Genomic DNA, 16545 nt, shown 5'->3' on the forward strand with positions numbered 1-16545 from the left:
TTATTTGCTGCTTCGCTAAGAAATGGGCGCCATTTTCCGGTCTGAGGCCGCTAATTGCAATTTATTCGCGTGAAAAGCCTCACTGTGTGGGTTGCTACCAAAGAAAAAGTGGCGCGGTTTGTTAGACTGAGAGCAAGTTTGAGCGTTCAGACAGAGGCAATGATGAGTTCAGAAAAACAGTGCGTGAAGTGTTGGGTACACGGGATGGTCCAGGGCGTGGGTTTTCGTTACAGCACGCAGCGTGAGGGCGAAAAACTGGGCTTAACCGGCTATGCCCGTAACCTGGATGATGGCAGCGTGGAGGTGGTGGCCTGCGGAGAGGCGGAGCAGATTGAAAAGCTGCTGGCGTGGCTAAAAGCCGGCGGGCCACGTAGCGCCAGGGTTGATAAAGTTCTGACTGAACCGCATCAACCCGAACGCGAATGGGTCAACTTTGGTATCCGCTACTAGATACACTTCACCGGTTTTGGCAGGCCAGCGATTTTTGTGGCCTGTTTGGCCGGACCTTTCGGGAACAGGCGATAAAGATAGCGGCTGTTGCCTTTCTCTTCGCCGAACTTGTTTGCCATGGCTTTAACCAGCATGCGAATGGCTGGGGAAGTATTGAACTCCAGATAAAACTCGCGCACAAAGCGAACCACTTCCCAGTGCTCTACCGCCAGGGTAATGCCTTCTTTGGCGGCAATCTCTTCCGCCAGCGGTTCGCTCCACTCCTGGCTATTTTTCAGGTAGCCATCGGCGTCTGTCTCTATTTCTCTGCCTTCAAAGGTCAACATAGTTATCCGCTATTTACGTCAAATCGGGCGAAGTGTAGCAAATTTTCTCTGTGGGCTTAAGGGCGGAATGCGGCAGGATTGAGGGCAAAAAAAAGAGAATGCACAAGGCATTCTCTTTTAGGGGTTACTGCATCAGTTAGTCGCGGCTGGCAAAACCAAGGATGCTCAGCAGGCTAACGAAGATGTTGTAAAGAGAAACATACAGGCTGACGGTCGCGCGGATGTAGTTCGTCTCGCCGCCGCGGATGATGTTGCTGGTCTCAAACAGGATGGCGCCAGAAGAGATCAGGATAAACACCGCGCTGATTGCCAGGTGCAGAGCCGGGAGCTGCAGGAAGATGTTAGCCACCATACCTATCAGCACAACCACCACGCCCGCCATCAGCATGCCGCCGAGGAAGGACATGTCTTTACGGGTAGTCAGCACATAAGCAGAGCAGCTAAAGAAGACAAGTGCGGTACCGCCCAGCGCCAGGCCAATAACATCCCCCATGCCTGCGGACAGATACGCATTCAGCATTGGCCCCAGGATATAGCCCAGGAAGCCGGTAAAGGCGAATGCAGACAGAATGCCCACCGGTTTATCCGCAGTTTTGTAGGTCAGGAACATCAGGCCATACATACCCACCAGCGTCAGAATCAGCCCTGGAGAAGGCAGCATCAATACGGTGCTGGCGGTTGCCGTCAACGCGGAAAATGCCAGCGTTAAACTCAGCAGGAAATAGGTATTACGTAGCACCTTGTGGGTGCTGAGCAGTGACGAACGGTCACGCGAGGAGGTAATAATGCGATCCATTCTAAACTCTCTCTTTTACAGGTGTTTTATGGTCATGAGCATAATGCCCGCCTTTATTAGACAAAAGCCTTTTTACCCATCTTTACCTCGTGCACTTTATCACATTGTACAAAATTAATGCCATAACACCCACTTATAGGTGGCTGAAAAATATTGCTTTATTACCTAAAGCCGACTAAGAGTGTTAGCCGTACCGTCGTTAAATAACATTAATAAGGCGTAGGTCATGAAAGCAAACAACAACACATTTTCAAAATCATTGGTTGCTCTGGGTCTGCTCAGCGCTATTTCCAGCGCATGGGCAGCAGACGTTCCGCCAGGAACCGAGCTTGCAGCCAAACAGGAGCTGGTGCGTAACAACGGCAGTGAGCCGGCATCGCTGGATCCCCATAAAGTGGAGAGCGACGTTGAAAGTAATATCATCGGCGACTTTTTTGACGGCCTGATTCGCGTCAAAAACGATGGCTCTATCGAACCTCATCTGGCTGAAAAATGGGATAACCAGGACAACAAAGTCTGGACGTTCCATCTGCGTCCGGGCATTAAATGGTCCAACGGTGAACCTATCACCGCGCAGGACGTGGTCTGGAGCTGGAAGCGTTTAGTCGATCCTAAAACGGGTTCCCCTTACGCGACTTATCCGGGCACGATGCACATCGAAAATGCCAATGACATTGCTGAAGGTAAAAAGCCGGTCGATAGCCTGGGCGTGAAGGCGCTGGATGCCAACACCGTTCAGGTGACGCTGGACCAGCCAACGTCGGCCTTCCTGCTGATGCTCGGCCACACCTCTATGGTACCGGTGAGCGAAGCTGCAGTAGAAAAATTTGGGGACAAATGGACCCAGCCGGCCAACTTTGTGAGCAGCGGTCCGTATAAGCTGTCGCAGTGGGTGGTGAACGAAAAAGTCGTCGGCGAGCGTAATAAGCAGTACTGGGACGATGCGCATACGGTGATTAATAAGGTGACTTATTTGCCTGTGACTTCGGGTACAGCAGATATAAACCGCTATAAAGCGGGCGAGATTGATATCACCTATACCGTGCCTGAAACGCTTTTCGCCTCACTTAAAAAATCCATTCCGGATCAGGTCCATATCACGCCTTATCTGTCCACTTACTATTATGAATTCAATACCACCAAAGCGCCGTTTAACGACCCACGCGTTCGCCTGGCGCTGAATCTGGCCCTGGATAAAGACATCATCGCCGGTAAGGTGTTAGGGCAGGGGCAAAAGCCCGCGTGGCTGGTTAGCCAGCCTAAAATTGGCGGGATAACACTTAAGCCTGCGGAGTATGGCAGCTGGAGCCACGATAAGCGTGTCGCTGAGGCGAAGAAATTGCTGGCAGAGGCGGGCTTTAACGAGAAGCATCCGCTGCAGTTCAACCTGCTTTATAACACCTCGGAATCGCACCAGCGCATTGCCATTGCGGCTAGTTCAATGTGGAAGAAAAACATCGGCGTTGAAGCGAAGCTTCAAAACCAGGAATGGAAAACCATGCTGGATACCAAACGTACCGGTAATTATGACCTGGTGCGTTACGGCTGGATTGCCGACTACGATGATGCGGCGACCTACCTGAACAACTTCCGTACTGGCGATAGCCAGAACAGTTCCAAATACAGCAATCCTGCCTACGATGAGATTATCGCTAAAGCTTCACAGGCCACTACCCAGGAAGAACGTGCGAAGTACTATCAGCAGGCCGAAGATATTCTTGCGAAAGACGTCCCGACCATCCCTATCTACCACTATGTGAAGGTTCAACTGGTGAAACCTTACGTAGGGGGTTATGCACCGAGCACGCTGGGCAAATATTTAACCCAGGATCTCTACATCAAAAAGCACTGATGCCGACGCTGCCCTCCCCGGAGGGCAGAAAAAGCGGTTTGAAACTGAACATGTTGCTGCTGTTTCAGGCAAATAACACAAATATGATGAAATTTCAGGCGATTGAACAAAATCGTGCTTTACATGAAGTATGGGTATGTTTATAGTTCGCCTCGTTGGAAGTGTGGCCGAGCGGTTGAAGGCACCGGTCTTGAAAACCGGCGACCCGAAAGGGTTCCAGAGTTCGAATCTCTGCGCTTCCGCCAACATTCGAAGGGGTTGCCGAAAGGCAGCCCCTTTTTGTTTTGGGCTGTTTTGGTATCGTGTTGGTATATTCACTTGGTATATTCTTGCCTTCAGCTCCCTCATTCTCCCTCTGTTTTGCTCAATACCGGTGCCGCGAGTGTTGGTGAAATTTTCACTTTGCGGTCATACGTCGTCACCTGACTTTCAGTTTTATGGCCAGAGAAAAGCTGCTTGTCTCTGCTGCTTCCTTCGTAATCTGAAATAGCCTTCGCTTTGATATCGTGAAACGTTCCAGGAACGGTGCGACCCAGCTTTATCGCTGCTGCTTTCTTTGCCTTGTTCCACCAGGTGTTGAACGTTTTCTTATTCATGGCTCCGCCTGATGGCCCGGGAATCAGAAAGCCGGCCGCAGACCTTCCGGACAACTTCTCAATAGCCAGGTCAACCGCCGACCGGAGGCGAGGGGACCACTGCTTGATCTGTTTTTTACCCGTTTTATTTTGCTCAATAAAAATCTCTTCATGCCTGACGTCTGCGATCCGCAGATCCAGTACGTCTCCTTCGCGCGCGGCGCATGTGCTTCAGCTCAGAAGGGGAAATCCCGCCATATTTTTTTCGCCAGGTGTAAAACGTGGCATCGGAGATGCCCAGCTTACGGCAGACTTCGGGCACACTCATACCCAGTTCGGCCTGTTTCAGGGTAAAGACAATCTGTTCGTCGGAAAAACGCTTCTTCATGGGAATGTCCTCATGTGGCTTATGTGACCCTGACCCGAAATCCTGCTCCATTCAGAAACAGAATTCCGGCATGATCTACACTCCCTGAACGGAGGTGGTGCCGATGAAAAAATCACGATTCACCGAAGAACAGATTGTTTTTGCCCTGAAGCAGGCTGAACTGGGGACGTCCGTGCCGGACGTCTGTCGCAAACTGGGCATCTCCGATGCCACGTTCTATACGTGGCGCAAGAAATACGGCGGGATTTCTCCTTCGGAGCTGAAGCACATGCGGCAGCTTGAGGAAGAGAATCTCAGGCTGAAGAAGCTGGTTGCCGATCTGAGCCTCGACAAGGCCATGCTGCAGGATGTACTGGCAAAAAAGACCTGACGCTGGCGCGTCTGCGTGAATGGGTCCGGGACTTGCAGGCACGCTACGGGGCCAGCGAGCGGCAGGTCTGTTTTGCGCTACGGATCAGCCGCAGCTCTTTCCGCTATCGTTCTGTGGCAGCAGACGACAGTGCGCTACGCCTGCGTATCAGGGAGATCACCGAAACCCGGGTCCACTATGGCTACCGCCGGGTTCACGTCATGCTCAGGCGGGAGGGCTGGCGGGATAATCATAAACGCATTTACCGGCTCTACAGTGAGCAGGGGTTGTCCCTGCGTCTCAAACGCCCGCGCCGGAATAAATCGGCACAGCGTCGGCAGCCCCAGCCTCAGGGGTTGTATCCGAATCATATCTGGGGCATGGACTTTGTCTCTGACGCCTTATTTGACGGGCGTCGGTTACGTCTGCTGACGGTAATTGATCTCTACACCCGCGAATGTCTGGGGATCTGCGTGGGCCAGAATCTGCGCTCAACGGAGGTCGCAGAGATGCTGAACACCATTGCGCTCAGACGGTCCTTACCACAATTACTGAAAACCGATAATGGCTCTGAATTTGCAGGGAAAATGCTGGACAAATGGGTATATGAACGAGGGATCCGTATAGACTTCTCACGCCCGGGAACACCGACGGACAATGCCACTGTGGAGTCGTTTAATGGCAGGCTGCGGCAGGAATGTCTGAACGAGAACTGGTTCATGTCCCTGGAGGATGCACGGTGCAAAATCGAGGCCTGGCGCATACACTATAACCAGAGACGTCCCCATTCTGCGCTGGGCTGGATGACGCCATCTGAATTTGCCGAGAAGTCTGTCGGTTGCAAGAATATGCAGCCAACATGAGGCCGGTTATTCCTGATTATGACTGGAGCATATTCGGGGTCAGGGTCATATGAAGACATTACTAACATCGGTGTGTATTAATCAACGGGGAGCAGGTCACAGAAATATCAAAAAGTGCGTGGAACTAAAACGGTTGTGCTTACACAAGAAGCTGCTTGACCCATAACTTAATTACGGGCTTAAACTAAAAAGTAGCTATCTCCTAACATGTCGGCTACTGTACCTCAATTATAATTTATTCATAATCTTGATACTTGTTCATTCAGTGGCAATCTGAGAGGAGGTAACGCCAGAGCATAAGCGGTGAATTTATGACCAGGCGTAGAGGCAACAAACCAGATCTCTAAGAGTAGTACATACATACTTTACAAAATTAAGTATAAAAATCTGATCTACTATCACTCTCTAATATGGTGTTCTATGGAAAATATTGTAACGATAAAGTGTGTTGGCGATTTTCTAAAGGTTGTGAAGGAGTTCTATCCCTCAGAAAAGGGCAAGGATGTTTATTATAGAGGGCAAGGAAACGCAAGTTATGGAATAAATTCGAGTTTAAGTCGTTTGCTTAATGGAGCTAAATTAAATCCGATTAATTTGAGGAGATATAACTTCATTACTGGGGTTATGCATACTGACGATATTTCTAAGTATGGTTTAGCACATGAGCTTTTCGCGGAGTTCAGAGATCAGCATGTTATCTTTCCTGATGTAAACATCATTAATGGTTATAGCATGAATGAAATGGACTACCATGTGACTGCACAGCACTATGGTTTATCGACGAGAGTTATTGACTGGACATATAGTCCTTTGGTTGCATTATACTTTGCTACCGAAAAAGAAAAGCATTGTAACAAGTGTACTAGCGCAGATAATACAATAGATGAAGATGCGGCCGTTTTTGCTCTTTGGAATGAACCTGATAATTCTGTCGTTGAATGTACAAGTGTCAATTTTCTTGAGAGAATTGAAGCGGCTAAGTCTGTTAACAAAAATGTATATGGTTTATGTGAAGCATTCTATCTCGAAAATTACATGGCATACACTAATACAAAGAATTCATATTCAAAATGGGAAGAGATTACCAAAGGGTTTTATAGTTCAATTATGCCCTATATGAATGATTTCGGTGCGGGACGTCTTGTTGAGTTGAACTCTCAAACAAATATATTTGATTTGTATAGTAGAGTGACTTTGCGAAATAAAACTGTGGAAGGGTCTCTCGCAGAACATGTTTTTAATTGGCTTTGTCTATATCTTTCAGATATGAATTCAAATTATAGCAGAAGTCATGATGTAATTGATATCTATAATGATCATATAACAATAATTAAACCATTGCCTATTAATCAGAGGGTGAAGAACCAGCAGGGAGTACTTATGTTTTGTGACAAAATTGAAGGGGGTGTTTTCCCGCCATCAAAATTTGATGAAGATAATACAATTCTTGAAATTGACCATGACTCGTTATCAAAGATACCGAAAAATAGTGGCTTGATTAAAATTGTAATCCCAAAGGATAGTGTGATTGATATTCGAAATGAGTTGGAGATTTACGGTTTCAATAAGAAATTTATTTACCCTGAGATAATGTCGTTCACGGAGGTTTTGCAAGGGGATATTGTTTCAAAACGTAGTATATAAGACTGCACAAATATTCACTTTCCACAAACGGAGACTTAGACTCCGTTTTTTATCCCTGCATAAACACCTCCTCCTATGGAGGTGGCCAAATTCAGTAAACCACTTCACGGTTGAAGTCTCAACCCCAGGTAGATGAATTGCCCGAAGGATAGTTCCAACCGTGGCATGCTGTTCAACTGACTTAGTCAAAATATCAAGATAATGGATATCCAAATAGCCTCCCTCATTGAAATGATAAAACCACTTACTATCAATCGCGGATTCATAGCCATTGATAAAAGTAATTTTCCACAAGGGAGGCGATTCCATGCCAAACATTGCGAGGCGAATTTCATTCCGTTTTATATTATTCATGCAGCTACAAAGCATTTGAACCTCCGAGTGTAAGTACACCCACTTTAGTTCCACGCACTTTTTGAGACTTCCGGGTTTACAGCCATCAGACGGTACTCTTCCTGTAAGTACACCCACCCACGAAAAATTCGGTTGTATTACCGGGTTGATATGTGTTGGCAAGTACCGACCCGAGACTGGAACAGGAAGTATTTACTATGTAAATTGCCAAGCATTTATCAATGCAGTAACAGCTTCTCTTGTTCCTTTGGTTATCTCAAATTGGACAGGGCTACCGGTTTTCTGTTGCAACACCGTTGCTCTGCTTGAAACAGAGCTATCATATGCAACATCAGATACTTTGAGTTTGACCAGAACACAGCCTCGTAGCTTACTGTCCAAGGCCATATTGAATAGAGCTAAATCACGCGTTTTACCTTCCAGTTCAAGCCGGATTCGGATCCCCCAGATATGAGATATCTGAAGTGGTCTTTTTTGGCCGATGATACGGTCTTTGTTCCACGGTGACGTCTTCATACTCAAATCTCCTGCAATGTGGGAGATTTGAGTATGGTTGTCCATTATGAGCGATCTACGGACACAGAGGACCCTATGGAGGGAGTTATTAATCAAAAAAGCTATGGTTAATTACTACAAGGCGACGACCGAACATGCTCAAAGTGAGGCACCATTTAAAGGATAAAAGTCAGGCATTGCATAAGCGATTAAGTTTTAGGATTAAAAGAAGATGCAAGCTTCTCTGCGACTTGTAAGGGAAGGTTAGATGAGACTGAAAGAATATCCTGCATGGTCGCATCGCCAAAATGACCACTTAAGCTTCTGATGTGTTTTGCCCGACTAAACAGATCTCCATCAATCCTTGAGAATAATGTGTTGGCTATTTTGTATTTTTTTACATGCACCTTTTTGTTCTGATTTCCAGTTGATCGTGAAACAGCGAGAGAAAAGTTAACAGCTAGTCCTTCTTCGAACCAAGTTGCACCTTTACCGACAGGATAGCCCGGACGGGGATCCAAGAGATGAACCGTCTCGTGCGCGAGTTCATAGATAGCTGTAGGCCAATATCCAGCAGCATTGAAACTGAGCTCCGCATACCCACCATCCAGAGGCAGAGTGTTACGTACATGCGGACCATCAGCGACGAACGTAGGTTGAAGAAGATTTTTGTGTGGATTTCTTGGCCCAAAAAGCTCCTGAGCGCATTCATCGAGCTTTATCTGTAACTCCCACATTTCTTGTGGCGATTCATCTGGTCTTTTTTTGGGAGAAGTAAAGTCTATATTCAGATACATTTTAAACCCTTCAGGGGTTGGATATCTTAGAAGAAAAGAATAAATCACTCTGTATCAGAACAGGGGCTTTACTCTCAGGATTTTTATTATCTATTCTTACACGAGGGTGATACTTTCCATTTCACACTCTATTTTCTTCCTGAATTGGTTCAGTTTGTTTAATGTCGTAATCTGGCCTTTTTTTGCATTAATCAGGTGGCCAAGAATTTCCAGACTTAGTCGATATGACATGTGAACAATAGAGTTAGATGTCAGGCCCGCGCCGATGTTTGATTTAACATATATTACATTATCCATTGAAAAGAAAGTAAAGTTCCCATATTTTTTAACAATGCTGCAGGTCATATCACCAATCACCAATTCTGATATGTTTTCTGATGCGCTGTTATAGTCAGCCTCTAACAGTTTCTTGATGGTTTTATTCTTAAATAAATACTCACTCTCATTGGTAAATAACAGGAAATGACTCTTAATGAATTCTTCTCGGGTTGAGCGTATCTTAAGGTAGAATCCGCGTAGTCGACCATTATGTTTAATATGGTTATTGATTTCAAAAAGTACATCGTAACGGCCGCTTATAATAAATTCTAAATATTTATCGAAATGTTCACTGCATTTTTTGCGATGCGCCTTTTTAAAATTATCATCCCCTTGGGTTAGCTCTCCAATCCTGAAGTTTCTGAAGATTTCTTTTTTTCTTTGCTCTAAGTTAGATTCATCGAGACCTCTGAATTCGACTTTTTTGGGCTCATCAATAATTGTACTAATAAGCGAGTAAATAACATTGGAATAATAAAATTCAACTAAGGTGGCTGTTGCTGTTACTAATGTGTCCAATGAGAAATAAGTGTCATGATCTAAATCATTTACGTGTGTATCTGTTTTTAATTTTTCTCTGAATTTCTCAGCACACCAAATTACTTTCTCGAGTTGATACTCCAGAGAAAGTTCATACTCTACTTTAGCTAGACTTGTTCCAATCCTTGGTTCATACCCAGGGAGTAACATATTAATCACCAGACCTTATCATTTTTATTAACAATTCACTGAATTAGAGCGATCCCCTCAGGCCAGTTAATATTTTTGAAGGAAAGCACGCTATCGGCTGATTGCCCTCATTAAAAGAGACTGGGTCAGGCAGGTCTGGAAATGCCAGTCGAACCGCCAGGAGAGTTTCAGTGAGAAAATTACAGAATATTTTTCTAATTTAATGATTTCTATAATGAAATGCATAAAATTAGCTAAATGATGCTGTGAGCCCATTCCATTCATGATGAAATATCCTGTTCCCTGATTATTTACGATATGCAGAACTATAACGGCCGATAACACTAAAACTTTAGTCAGAATAGGTGTTGAGCATTGCCTGAATAGACAGCCAATAGCGTGTCAGGTTATCAGGTTCTACTTCTGAATCGCTACGGACAAAGACCTGCTCCCTGTTGTTCAACACATGCTGTTGTTAACTTCTTCCGCTTCTGGCACTCAGCAGACAAGCACGTGAAGCTGAAGGTCTGCTGAGAGCGAATAGCGGAAGTTCGCAATTCTTTTCACAGCCACTTAAAGCACAATTTGCAATACGAAGTGTTGTAAGACACCAATACTTTTTAGTTTAACCAGAAGACAGCCCTGTAGCATCCTTTCCCAAGTAATCTTGAGCAGAGCCAGATCGCGTGCTTTACCATACAATTTAAGTCTACCCCGGAAACTTTTCCGGGGTTAGGTAGGGCTGCTGGCCCTGTCCCCAAATCCTGCTCCATCAAGAAACAGAATTCCGGCATGGTATTTACTTTCTCCACCGTTCTATGACCTTTTCGAAAGCCACATCGCGCCATAGCGATTGCCACTCATTATGAACTTTAACGCTTTGGGAGTGCGGTTCTGGCACCGGCAATGGCATTTTGATAACTGCAGGCAGTAATACCGCATCACCCACTACCACGCACTCACCGGGAGCAAGGTTTGGTAAAATCTCTGTGATACCATTGGAATTGTCAGGAAATAGTCGTCGCACATAAGACTGATCGGCATCATTTGTCAGACGTAGCGAGATGAAGTTGTTGCATTGAGCAAAAATAGTTTCAGAGACCTCTGAGGGACGTTGACTTACTACCATCAGGCTCAAGCCATATTTTCTGCCTTCTTTTGCTATGCGTTCAATAGATTTCCTTGATGCCCGATAAGATGCGTGTCCGTCCCTAGGTACATAGTTGTGTGCCTCTTCACAAACCAACATCACCGGGATGTCATTAAGCTTGCCGATGGCATGTTGCAGCTTTGAATAATGGAAGCAAAAGTCGAAAATCAGGCGAGAGATCAGACTGACTGTAACGCTGAGAACTTCAAATGGCACACCGCTTAAATCGATGACAGTCACGTTTGATTTATCCAGATAGCCAATGAATTGTTTCATCAACGTCTCAAAGTCGTCTGTAACATGTGCATTTCCGTCAGTTTTCTTGGCATTCAAAAGAAATCGCAGCCGTTTATCTGTAAGTTTTGATTCCAGCCGCGAAGCAAACCTGTTGAACTCACCACTGAAAGGACCGACGGTTGCCTTAGTTGCTACCGCAGACGAGGTAGCGATAAAGTCTTGAATTTTTTCGAAATAAATCGTTCGATCTGTGACTAGAACTCCACTAGCCAGCTTTGGTTTATCTTCCCCCACCAGTCGACCAATCACTTCTCGATTCAGGTTTTCTATGTAGTTGTATACCTCTTTAATCGAGAAATATACAGGCGTGTCATACGTAACTTCCGTAATGGTCGGATTATGCTTTTCTTTATTCAATACAACGGCATGCTTGAATTGGCTAACCTGATTATGAGAGTTGTTCTCATTACTTTCGATGAACATGCTTTCAAGTTCTTCAGAGTTCATTAGCCAGTAGGGCAGTTGTAAGGTATCAATATCTAGCCGGGTGAGAGTGAACGATTCCTCTTCTTGCAAACTGAATGCGGCAGAATATTCATCGTGAATATCGAATATCACCACATGCGAGTTATTCTGCCGATCTTTATGGCTGTTTTTACACTCAGCAATTCCAACAATCCTCTGCAAAACGCTCGCAACTGTGCATGACTTACCAGAACCCGTGGAACCTACGATAGCAATGTGTTTACTGAAGAATCTGTTACCGCTGATCATGAGGTCGGTATCTTTATTCATGGAAAGCTTGCCGAGAGGGAAGTCGTGCTCACTATCCGCTGAAAAAATTTTGTCTAAGGTGTCATTTTCAGCAATGAATGCATGTTCAGTTGGGACCGGCAGCAGCAGACTACTACGGTCAAAATTATTATCATCCATCAGCGTTCCGATAGCCTGACACTCAATCTGGAAGCTCCAGGCTGGCTTGCCTTCTGGATCAGTGGTGTTAGTACCTTTGATATTACGGATGGTGGCAATTGTAAAATCGTGATTACCTTGGGCAATTTTCAGAAAGCGCCCAACCTGAAGGTTCTCTTTATTAGTTTCAAACGTCTCAAGACTATCTACTGCAACGATGACAGCCTCTGGCGCGCACGACAGTACAGCTCCAATTTTAGTAGCCATTACTGATCCCCATCATATATTTAACTTCATCAAATTTTTCGGCACCCAAAGCCTCAAGATTTACATCCCGAAGATCCAACTCTGTCACATCTCCATCTCCGATTACAAAAAAATCATCCGCCTTAATTTTGGGATGAAGGTTTCTGTAATCGTCCCAGCGAATAAAGCGAAGAACAAATTCTTTTTTATCTCGTGTAACAATAGGTTCACTGAAAAACTTTTTTTCGGAGAAAGAGTTAACATGGCGTCCAATATTTGGGATCACATCCTTGTTGTATAAGCGTTCTGCAATATCATCAAATTCAGACTGAGGAACATCCAATATAAAAATGGGAGTGTGGGTATGAGCCTGTTTAAAATGATATTTATCAATAAAGGATTTTATAAAAAGGACTATTTGGTTATCGAACTCCTCAAGGAGTTCAGGGAATACTACTAAGAAACGCAGGCGTGCATTTAAATTTAGATTTTCTTTCAGTTGCTTTCGTCGGGAATCCAAAACCTTCTGTCGTGTTTTTAATGCAAGGGTCCATTGTGAAATAGCTGTAGATCTAATTCGACGCAATTCTTCCAGAAATAATTTTTTGGTGATTTTCCTCAATTTTTCATCATGTTTGATACTTAGCTCACCAATTATTTGAATGGCATTAGGATAAAATAACGCTTCAACCTCACTCTTACTGAATCCCAAAGCGATAAGAAGTTTAGTGTTCTCCTCCATCAAGTCGTCATACTTTGGTGTAATCGTGATGGAGAATACTTCAAGAAACTTTTTAATATCGACACCTTTGGCATCAGCTATAAGTGTTTTTAAGTTTTGATTACTTGAATTCAGAGCACCTTTAAGCTCAACATCGGTTATAGTTACCGTGGGGCTGTTTGGGAAGTGTGCGAAGAGATGATATTTTATTTTTGCAGTTGGATTTGACTTAAAGTGTTTCATCATCTGAAGCAAAGGGTCATAAAGTATGCTTATGGAATACTTAGACTGCGCCTCATGGTATTTACATTGTATGGCTTTAGTACCTGTAAATGTTGCCACCTCAATATCTTCTACAATTCCTTCAATTGTAATTTCCGCCTCGTCTGCCGCTTTAAGCAGTTCAGAGAGCGTCATATTGAACTGATACAGGAACCCTTGGATGGTGTAATCGGCCGAACGTCCCATTTTGACCTCAGTATGTAACAACGTCAGATGCTAGCTGCACTTTCACATTGCGTTACACTATAATCTGACAACTCAGATTTCGCTAGCTTGACTTTAATAATACTCATGAAGCTGCCAGATCTAGTGCTCTGAACAATAGCAATTTTAGCGCTGTCGTTTAAGACTCCATCGTACTCAGGGTTTGCCATCGCGGGTACCACCATAGAAGTAGATTAAGATAAGCTTCAGCGGGACTGCTCCCAGTTAATCAAAGCAGTTGATATCAGCAACGTCTGCTACTGGCACTTAGCTGACCTTGGAGGAAAGCTCAATCCCGCGTATCGCGGAATAGCGAGCATTTTGAAGACTATTAATCAAAAATTCCTTGATAACAAAAAAAGCAGGATCGGCAAAGGCGATCCTCCTTGTTTGTTATCCACCTAATGGAGAAACGTAATCTGCCCAGGCTTGCATCAGAGGGCGTCGCTGCTCCAGTAAGTCAGCTCGATGATACGCAGCTTCAACCTTATTCTGGACAGTATGCGCCAAAGCACGTTCTGCAAGATCGCGGGGATAGCCATGTTCACTACACCAGTCACGAAAGCTTGAACGAAATCCATGCGCTGTTGCAACCCGGTCTGGAACGTCATTTTTCGCTTTAACTCTGCGGAGAAAAACAGTCAACGCCATGTCCGACAGAACGATCTGTTTACGTGGCGAGGGGAAAACCAGTTCCTTATGCAGACCTCGCATATTTTCGATTATTGCCATTGCCTGCTTTGACAGCGGTACTCGATGCATAAGCCCTGCTTTCATTTTTCTGCAGGAATAGTCCAGACAGCATTTTTGAAGTCAACCTCAGACCATCTCATGGCTCGGGCCTCTCCTGAGCGACAGGCAGTAAGAATGACAAAACTCAGCAATGTTTTGCTGACATTGTAGGGTTCATCGTGTCGGATATGGGTAGCCAGAAAAAGAGGGATGCTCTTCCATGGCATGGCTGGTTGATGAACCCTTCTGAGTGCTCCACTCGGCTGTTGAGGTAACAAATGCCCAACGACATCCACTGGGTTGGCAGTGCAGAAGCCATGGGCCCAGCCCCATGCAAGTACCGTATGAATACGCTGCTTCGTTCTTTTCGCCGTTTCAGGATGAGACAGCCAGACAGGACGGAGAACCGCTGCAACGTTTGCTGCCGTTATATTGTTAAGCAGTATCGACCCGATATGCTGAAAAGCATGCTTCTCAAGAGTGGTTAGCCATTGCTTGCCATGCTTCTCATTTTTCCACCCGGACTTCAGTTCAGCATGGACTGTGCGTGCAGCTTCCTCAAAAGTAGGGATCACTATCTTCTCGGCATGTAGTAATTCGAGAGGGGCGACACCGGAGGCTATTTGTTCTCGCATCTCATTTGCTATTTTACCGGCTTCCGCAATGCTGATTTCAGGATAGATGCCCAGACCTGCATTGCGACGCTTTTGCGTTTGCGGGCTTACAAAACGTAGCACCCATTTGCCCTTGCCACGTTTTGAGGAGGGATGCAGAGTGAGCCCTGTGACAATGCCGTGAGGGATGGGTTTATCATCTGGTTTTAAGTTACGTGCTTTGGTATCGGTAATTACAGCCATGGTTTTACCTGCAAATTCAGTATGCCATTGGGTATGCCATCGGAAGTGGCTTTCAGTGGATGTGATTGAACAGCTTTATATGAGGATTGTAAATAACTCGCTGATATTGAAGGGTTAATTAGATTGTATTGGACTGAATTAGTTTTGTAGAAAGCAGTCTGCGCTTCCGCCAACATTCGAAGGGGTTGCTGAAAAGCAGCCCCTTTTTGCTTTGGGCTGTTTTGGTATCGTGTTGGTATATTCTTGCCCTCCGCTACCCTATTTACTCTCCTTTTTGCTCAATAAAAATCCCTTCATGCCTGACGTCTGCTATCCGCAGATCCAGGACGTTACCCTCACGTGTGGCGGAAAGATATGGCATCTCTAGGGCCATCTGAATCTCTGGGACAGCGCATTCGTACACAGCAAGGTAATCTTCATCTGTGTATTTGCTCAAACGTTACCGGAAGAAAATTCCTCAAGTGAGAAATTAATAAAAGCCCGAATTTTGGGTGTCATTCTTTTATTCCTGAGATATAACAGCCATACCTGCCTTTCTCTTATCTGCCATCCCTGAAACAGACGTACCAGTCTCCCCGAGATTATGTCCTCCGACAGAAGTATTTCTGGCTGCATAACAATTCCAAGTCCTGACCGGGCCGCCATCCGCAGCGCCTGCCCATTGTTAACAGTCAGTTTGCTCTCTACAGGAATTTCAACTTTCTCTTCACCTCGGCTCAGCTTCCATGGTGAACGGGATGACGTAGAGAGAGAAAGCAGTTGGTGCCCGAAAAGTTCAGAAGGATGTTCAGGGGTTCCATATACATTCAGGTAGTCCGGTGATGCACAAACTGCCATGCGATATGGCATTAATGGTCTGCCAATCATACTGCTGTCATCAAGTTCCCCAATCCTGAAAGCAATGTCTATCCCTTCATCAACCAGATCAATGACGCTGTCAGTCAGAGTAATCTCGATTTCAACATCCGGTGCCATTTTCCTGTAACGCTGCAGTGCGGGTATGAGACATTCTGTGCCGAAAGATACCGCAGCGGTTAGCCTCAGTTTTCCACCAAAGGAATGCTGCAATCCCTCTGCCTGTGTTTCGGATATAGCAACTCTTTCCAGTATGTCATGGCACTGTTCAAGATAACTGCTCCCGAAATCGGTCAGCTTCTGCCTGCGCGTTGTCCGATTCAGCAGCCGCATTCCCAGCCGATCTTCCAGTGCCGCTATATGCTGGCCCACCATTGCCGGGGTAATGTGCAGCTTTCTTGAAGCAGCACTCATTGATCCGGCTTTGGCCACTTCGGCAAAAACAGTCATCGCCCGGAAAAGATCCATTCGAT

At 45.4% G+C, this 16545-nt stretch carries 12 protein-coding genes, 1 tRNA gene and 4 pseudogenes; 5 read left to right on the forward strand and 12 right to left on the reverse strand.

Annotated features, from left to right (window positions below):
- Positions 1 to 159 precede the first annotated feature (159 nt).
- Positions 160 to 450, forward strand: a complete 291-nt coding sequence (gene yccX, locus LH23_RS12835) for an acylphosphatase (RefSeq protein WP_039291602.1) — start codon at positions 160 to 162, stop codon at positions 448 to 450.
- On the opposite strand, the gene tusE is transcribed toward yccX, so the two are convergent.
- Positions 447 to 776: a sulfurtransferase TusE gene (gene tusE, locus LH23_RS12840; protein ID WP_008461270.1), complete on the reverse strand. Its 330-nt coding sequence runs from the start codon at positions 774 to 776 to the stop codon at positions 447 to 449. The two genes, yccX and tusE, sit on opposite strands and share 4 nt — an antisense overlap.
- Before the next feature lie 136 nt (positions 777 to 912).
- Positions 913 to 1572, reverse strand: a complete 660-nt coding sequence (gene yccA / locus LH23_RS12845) for an FtsH protease modulator YccA (protein ID WP_039291604.1) — start codon at positions 1570 to 1572, stop codon at positions 913 to 915.
- A gap of 226 nt (positions 1573 to 1798) precedes the next feature.
- On the opposite strand from yccA, the gene LH23_RS12850 reads away from it, so the two are divergent.
- Together LH23_RS12850 and LH23_RS12855 are read left to right on the forward strand one after the other, a co-directional pair.
- The gene (locus tag LH23_RS12850; RefSeq protein WP_039291607.1) at positions 1799 to 3424 is read left to right on the forward strand and encodes an ABC transporter substrate-binding protein; all 1626 of its coding nucleotides are present in this window, start codon (positions 1799 to 1801) and stop codon (positions 3422 to 3424) included.
- 157 nt (positions 3425 to 3581) lie between these two features.
- Positions 3582 to 3669, forward strand: a tRNA-Ser gene (locus LH23_RS12855).
- A gap of 99 nt (positions 3670 to 3768) precedes the next feature.
- Here the strand turns inward: LH23_RS12855 and LH23_RS23090 are convergent.
- Both LH23_RS23090 and LH23_RS23970 read right to left on the reverse strand, forming a co-directional pair.
- A pseudogene (locus tag LH23_RS23090) lies at positions 3769 to 4224 on the reverse strand (tyrosine-type recombinase/integrase); the annotation flags it as partial.
- Positions 4220 to 4387: pseudogene (locus tag LH23_RS23970) on the reverse strand (transposase); the annotation flags it as partial. The pseudogenes LH23_RS23090 and LH23_RS23970, both read right to left, overlap by 5 nt.
- 103 nt (positions 4388 to 4490) lie before the next feature.
- On the opposite strand from LH23_RS23970, the gene LH23_RS12870 reads away from it, so the two are divergent.
- Together LH23_RS12870 and LH23_RS12875 are read left to right on the forward strand one after the other, a co-directional pair.
- A protein-coding gene (locus LH23_RS12870) for an IS3 family transposase (protein ID WP_374733224.1) occupies positions 4491 to 5599 on the forward strand; the annotation gives its coding sequence in 2 pieces (ribosomal slippage) (positions 4491 to 4752 and positions 4752 to 5599; 1110 coding nt in all).
- Between the two features lie 420 nt (positions 5600 to 6019).
- A complete protein-coding gene (locus tag LH23_RS12875) occupies positions 6020 to 7243 on the forward strand; it encodes an FRG domain-containing protein (protein WP_039291615.1) in 1224 nt (407 codons plus the stop codon).
- Here the strand turns inward: LH23_RS12875 and LH23_RS24390 are convergent.
- The 8 genes and pseudogenes from LH23_RS24390 to LH23_RS12910 all read right to left on the reverse strand — a co-directional run bounded on the left by LH23_RS24390 (position 7226) and on the right by LH23_RS12910 (position 16522).
- A complete protein-coding gene (locus LH23_RS24390; RefSeq protein WP_331280454.1) occupies positions 7226 to 7612 on the reverse strand; it encodes a DUF6678 family protein in 387 nt (128 codons plus the stop codon). The genes LH23_RS12875 and LH23_RS24390 overlap by 18 nt on opposite strands.
- A 125-nt stretch (positions 7613 to 7737) precedes the next feature.
- A pseudogene (locus LH23_RS12880) lies at positions 7738 to 8113 on the reverse strand (integrase); the annotation flags it as partial.
- Between the two features lie 188 nt (positions 8114 to 8301).
- Complete coding sequence (locus LH23_RS23095) at positions 8302 to 8889, reverse strand: hypothetical protein (protein WP_052050218.1); 588 nt, start codon at positions 8887 to 8889, stop codon at positions 8302 to 8304.
- A 96-nt stretch (positions 8890 to 8985) separates the two neighbouring features.
- Entirely contained in the window at positions 8986 to 9906 is a 921-nt protein-coding gene (locus LH23_RS12890) for a hypothetical protein (RefSeq protein WP_156108032.1), read from the reverse strand.
- A 769-nt stretch (positions 9907 to 10675) separates the two neighbouring features.
- Positions 10676 to 12442, reverse strand: a complete 1767-nt coding sequence (locus LH23_RS12895) for an ATP-binding protein (RefSeq protein WP_039291620.1) — start codon at positions 12440 to 12442, stop codon at positions 10676 to 10678.
- Positions 12432 to 13610: a hypothetical protein gene (locus LH23_RS12900; RefSeq protein ID WP_039291623.1), complete on the reverse strand. Its 1179-nt coding sequence runs from the start codon at positions 13608 to 13610 to the stop codon at positions 12432 to 12434. The genes LH23_RS12895 and LH23_RS12900 overlap by 11 nt, the downstream gene beginning before the upstream one ends.
- A gap of 411 nt (positions 13611 to 14021) precedes the next feature.
- A pseudogene (locus tag LH23_RS12905) lies at positions 14022 to 15217 on the reverse strand (tyrosine-type recombinase/integrase).
- Positions 15218 to 15649: 432 nt separating this feature from the next.
- A complete protein-coding gene (locus tag LH23_RS12910) occupies positions 15650 to 16522 on the reverse strand; it encodes a LysR family transcriptional regulator (protein WP_231560123.1) in 873 nt (290 codons plus the stop codon).
- Between the last annotated feature and the right edge of the window lie 23 nt (positions 16523 to 16545).

Source organism: Cedecea neteri, assembly GCF_000758305.1.
Classification (GTDB): domain Bacteria; phylum Pseudomonadota; class Gammaproteobacteria; order Enterobacterales; family Enterobacteriaceae; genus Cedecea; species Cedecea neteri_C.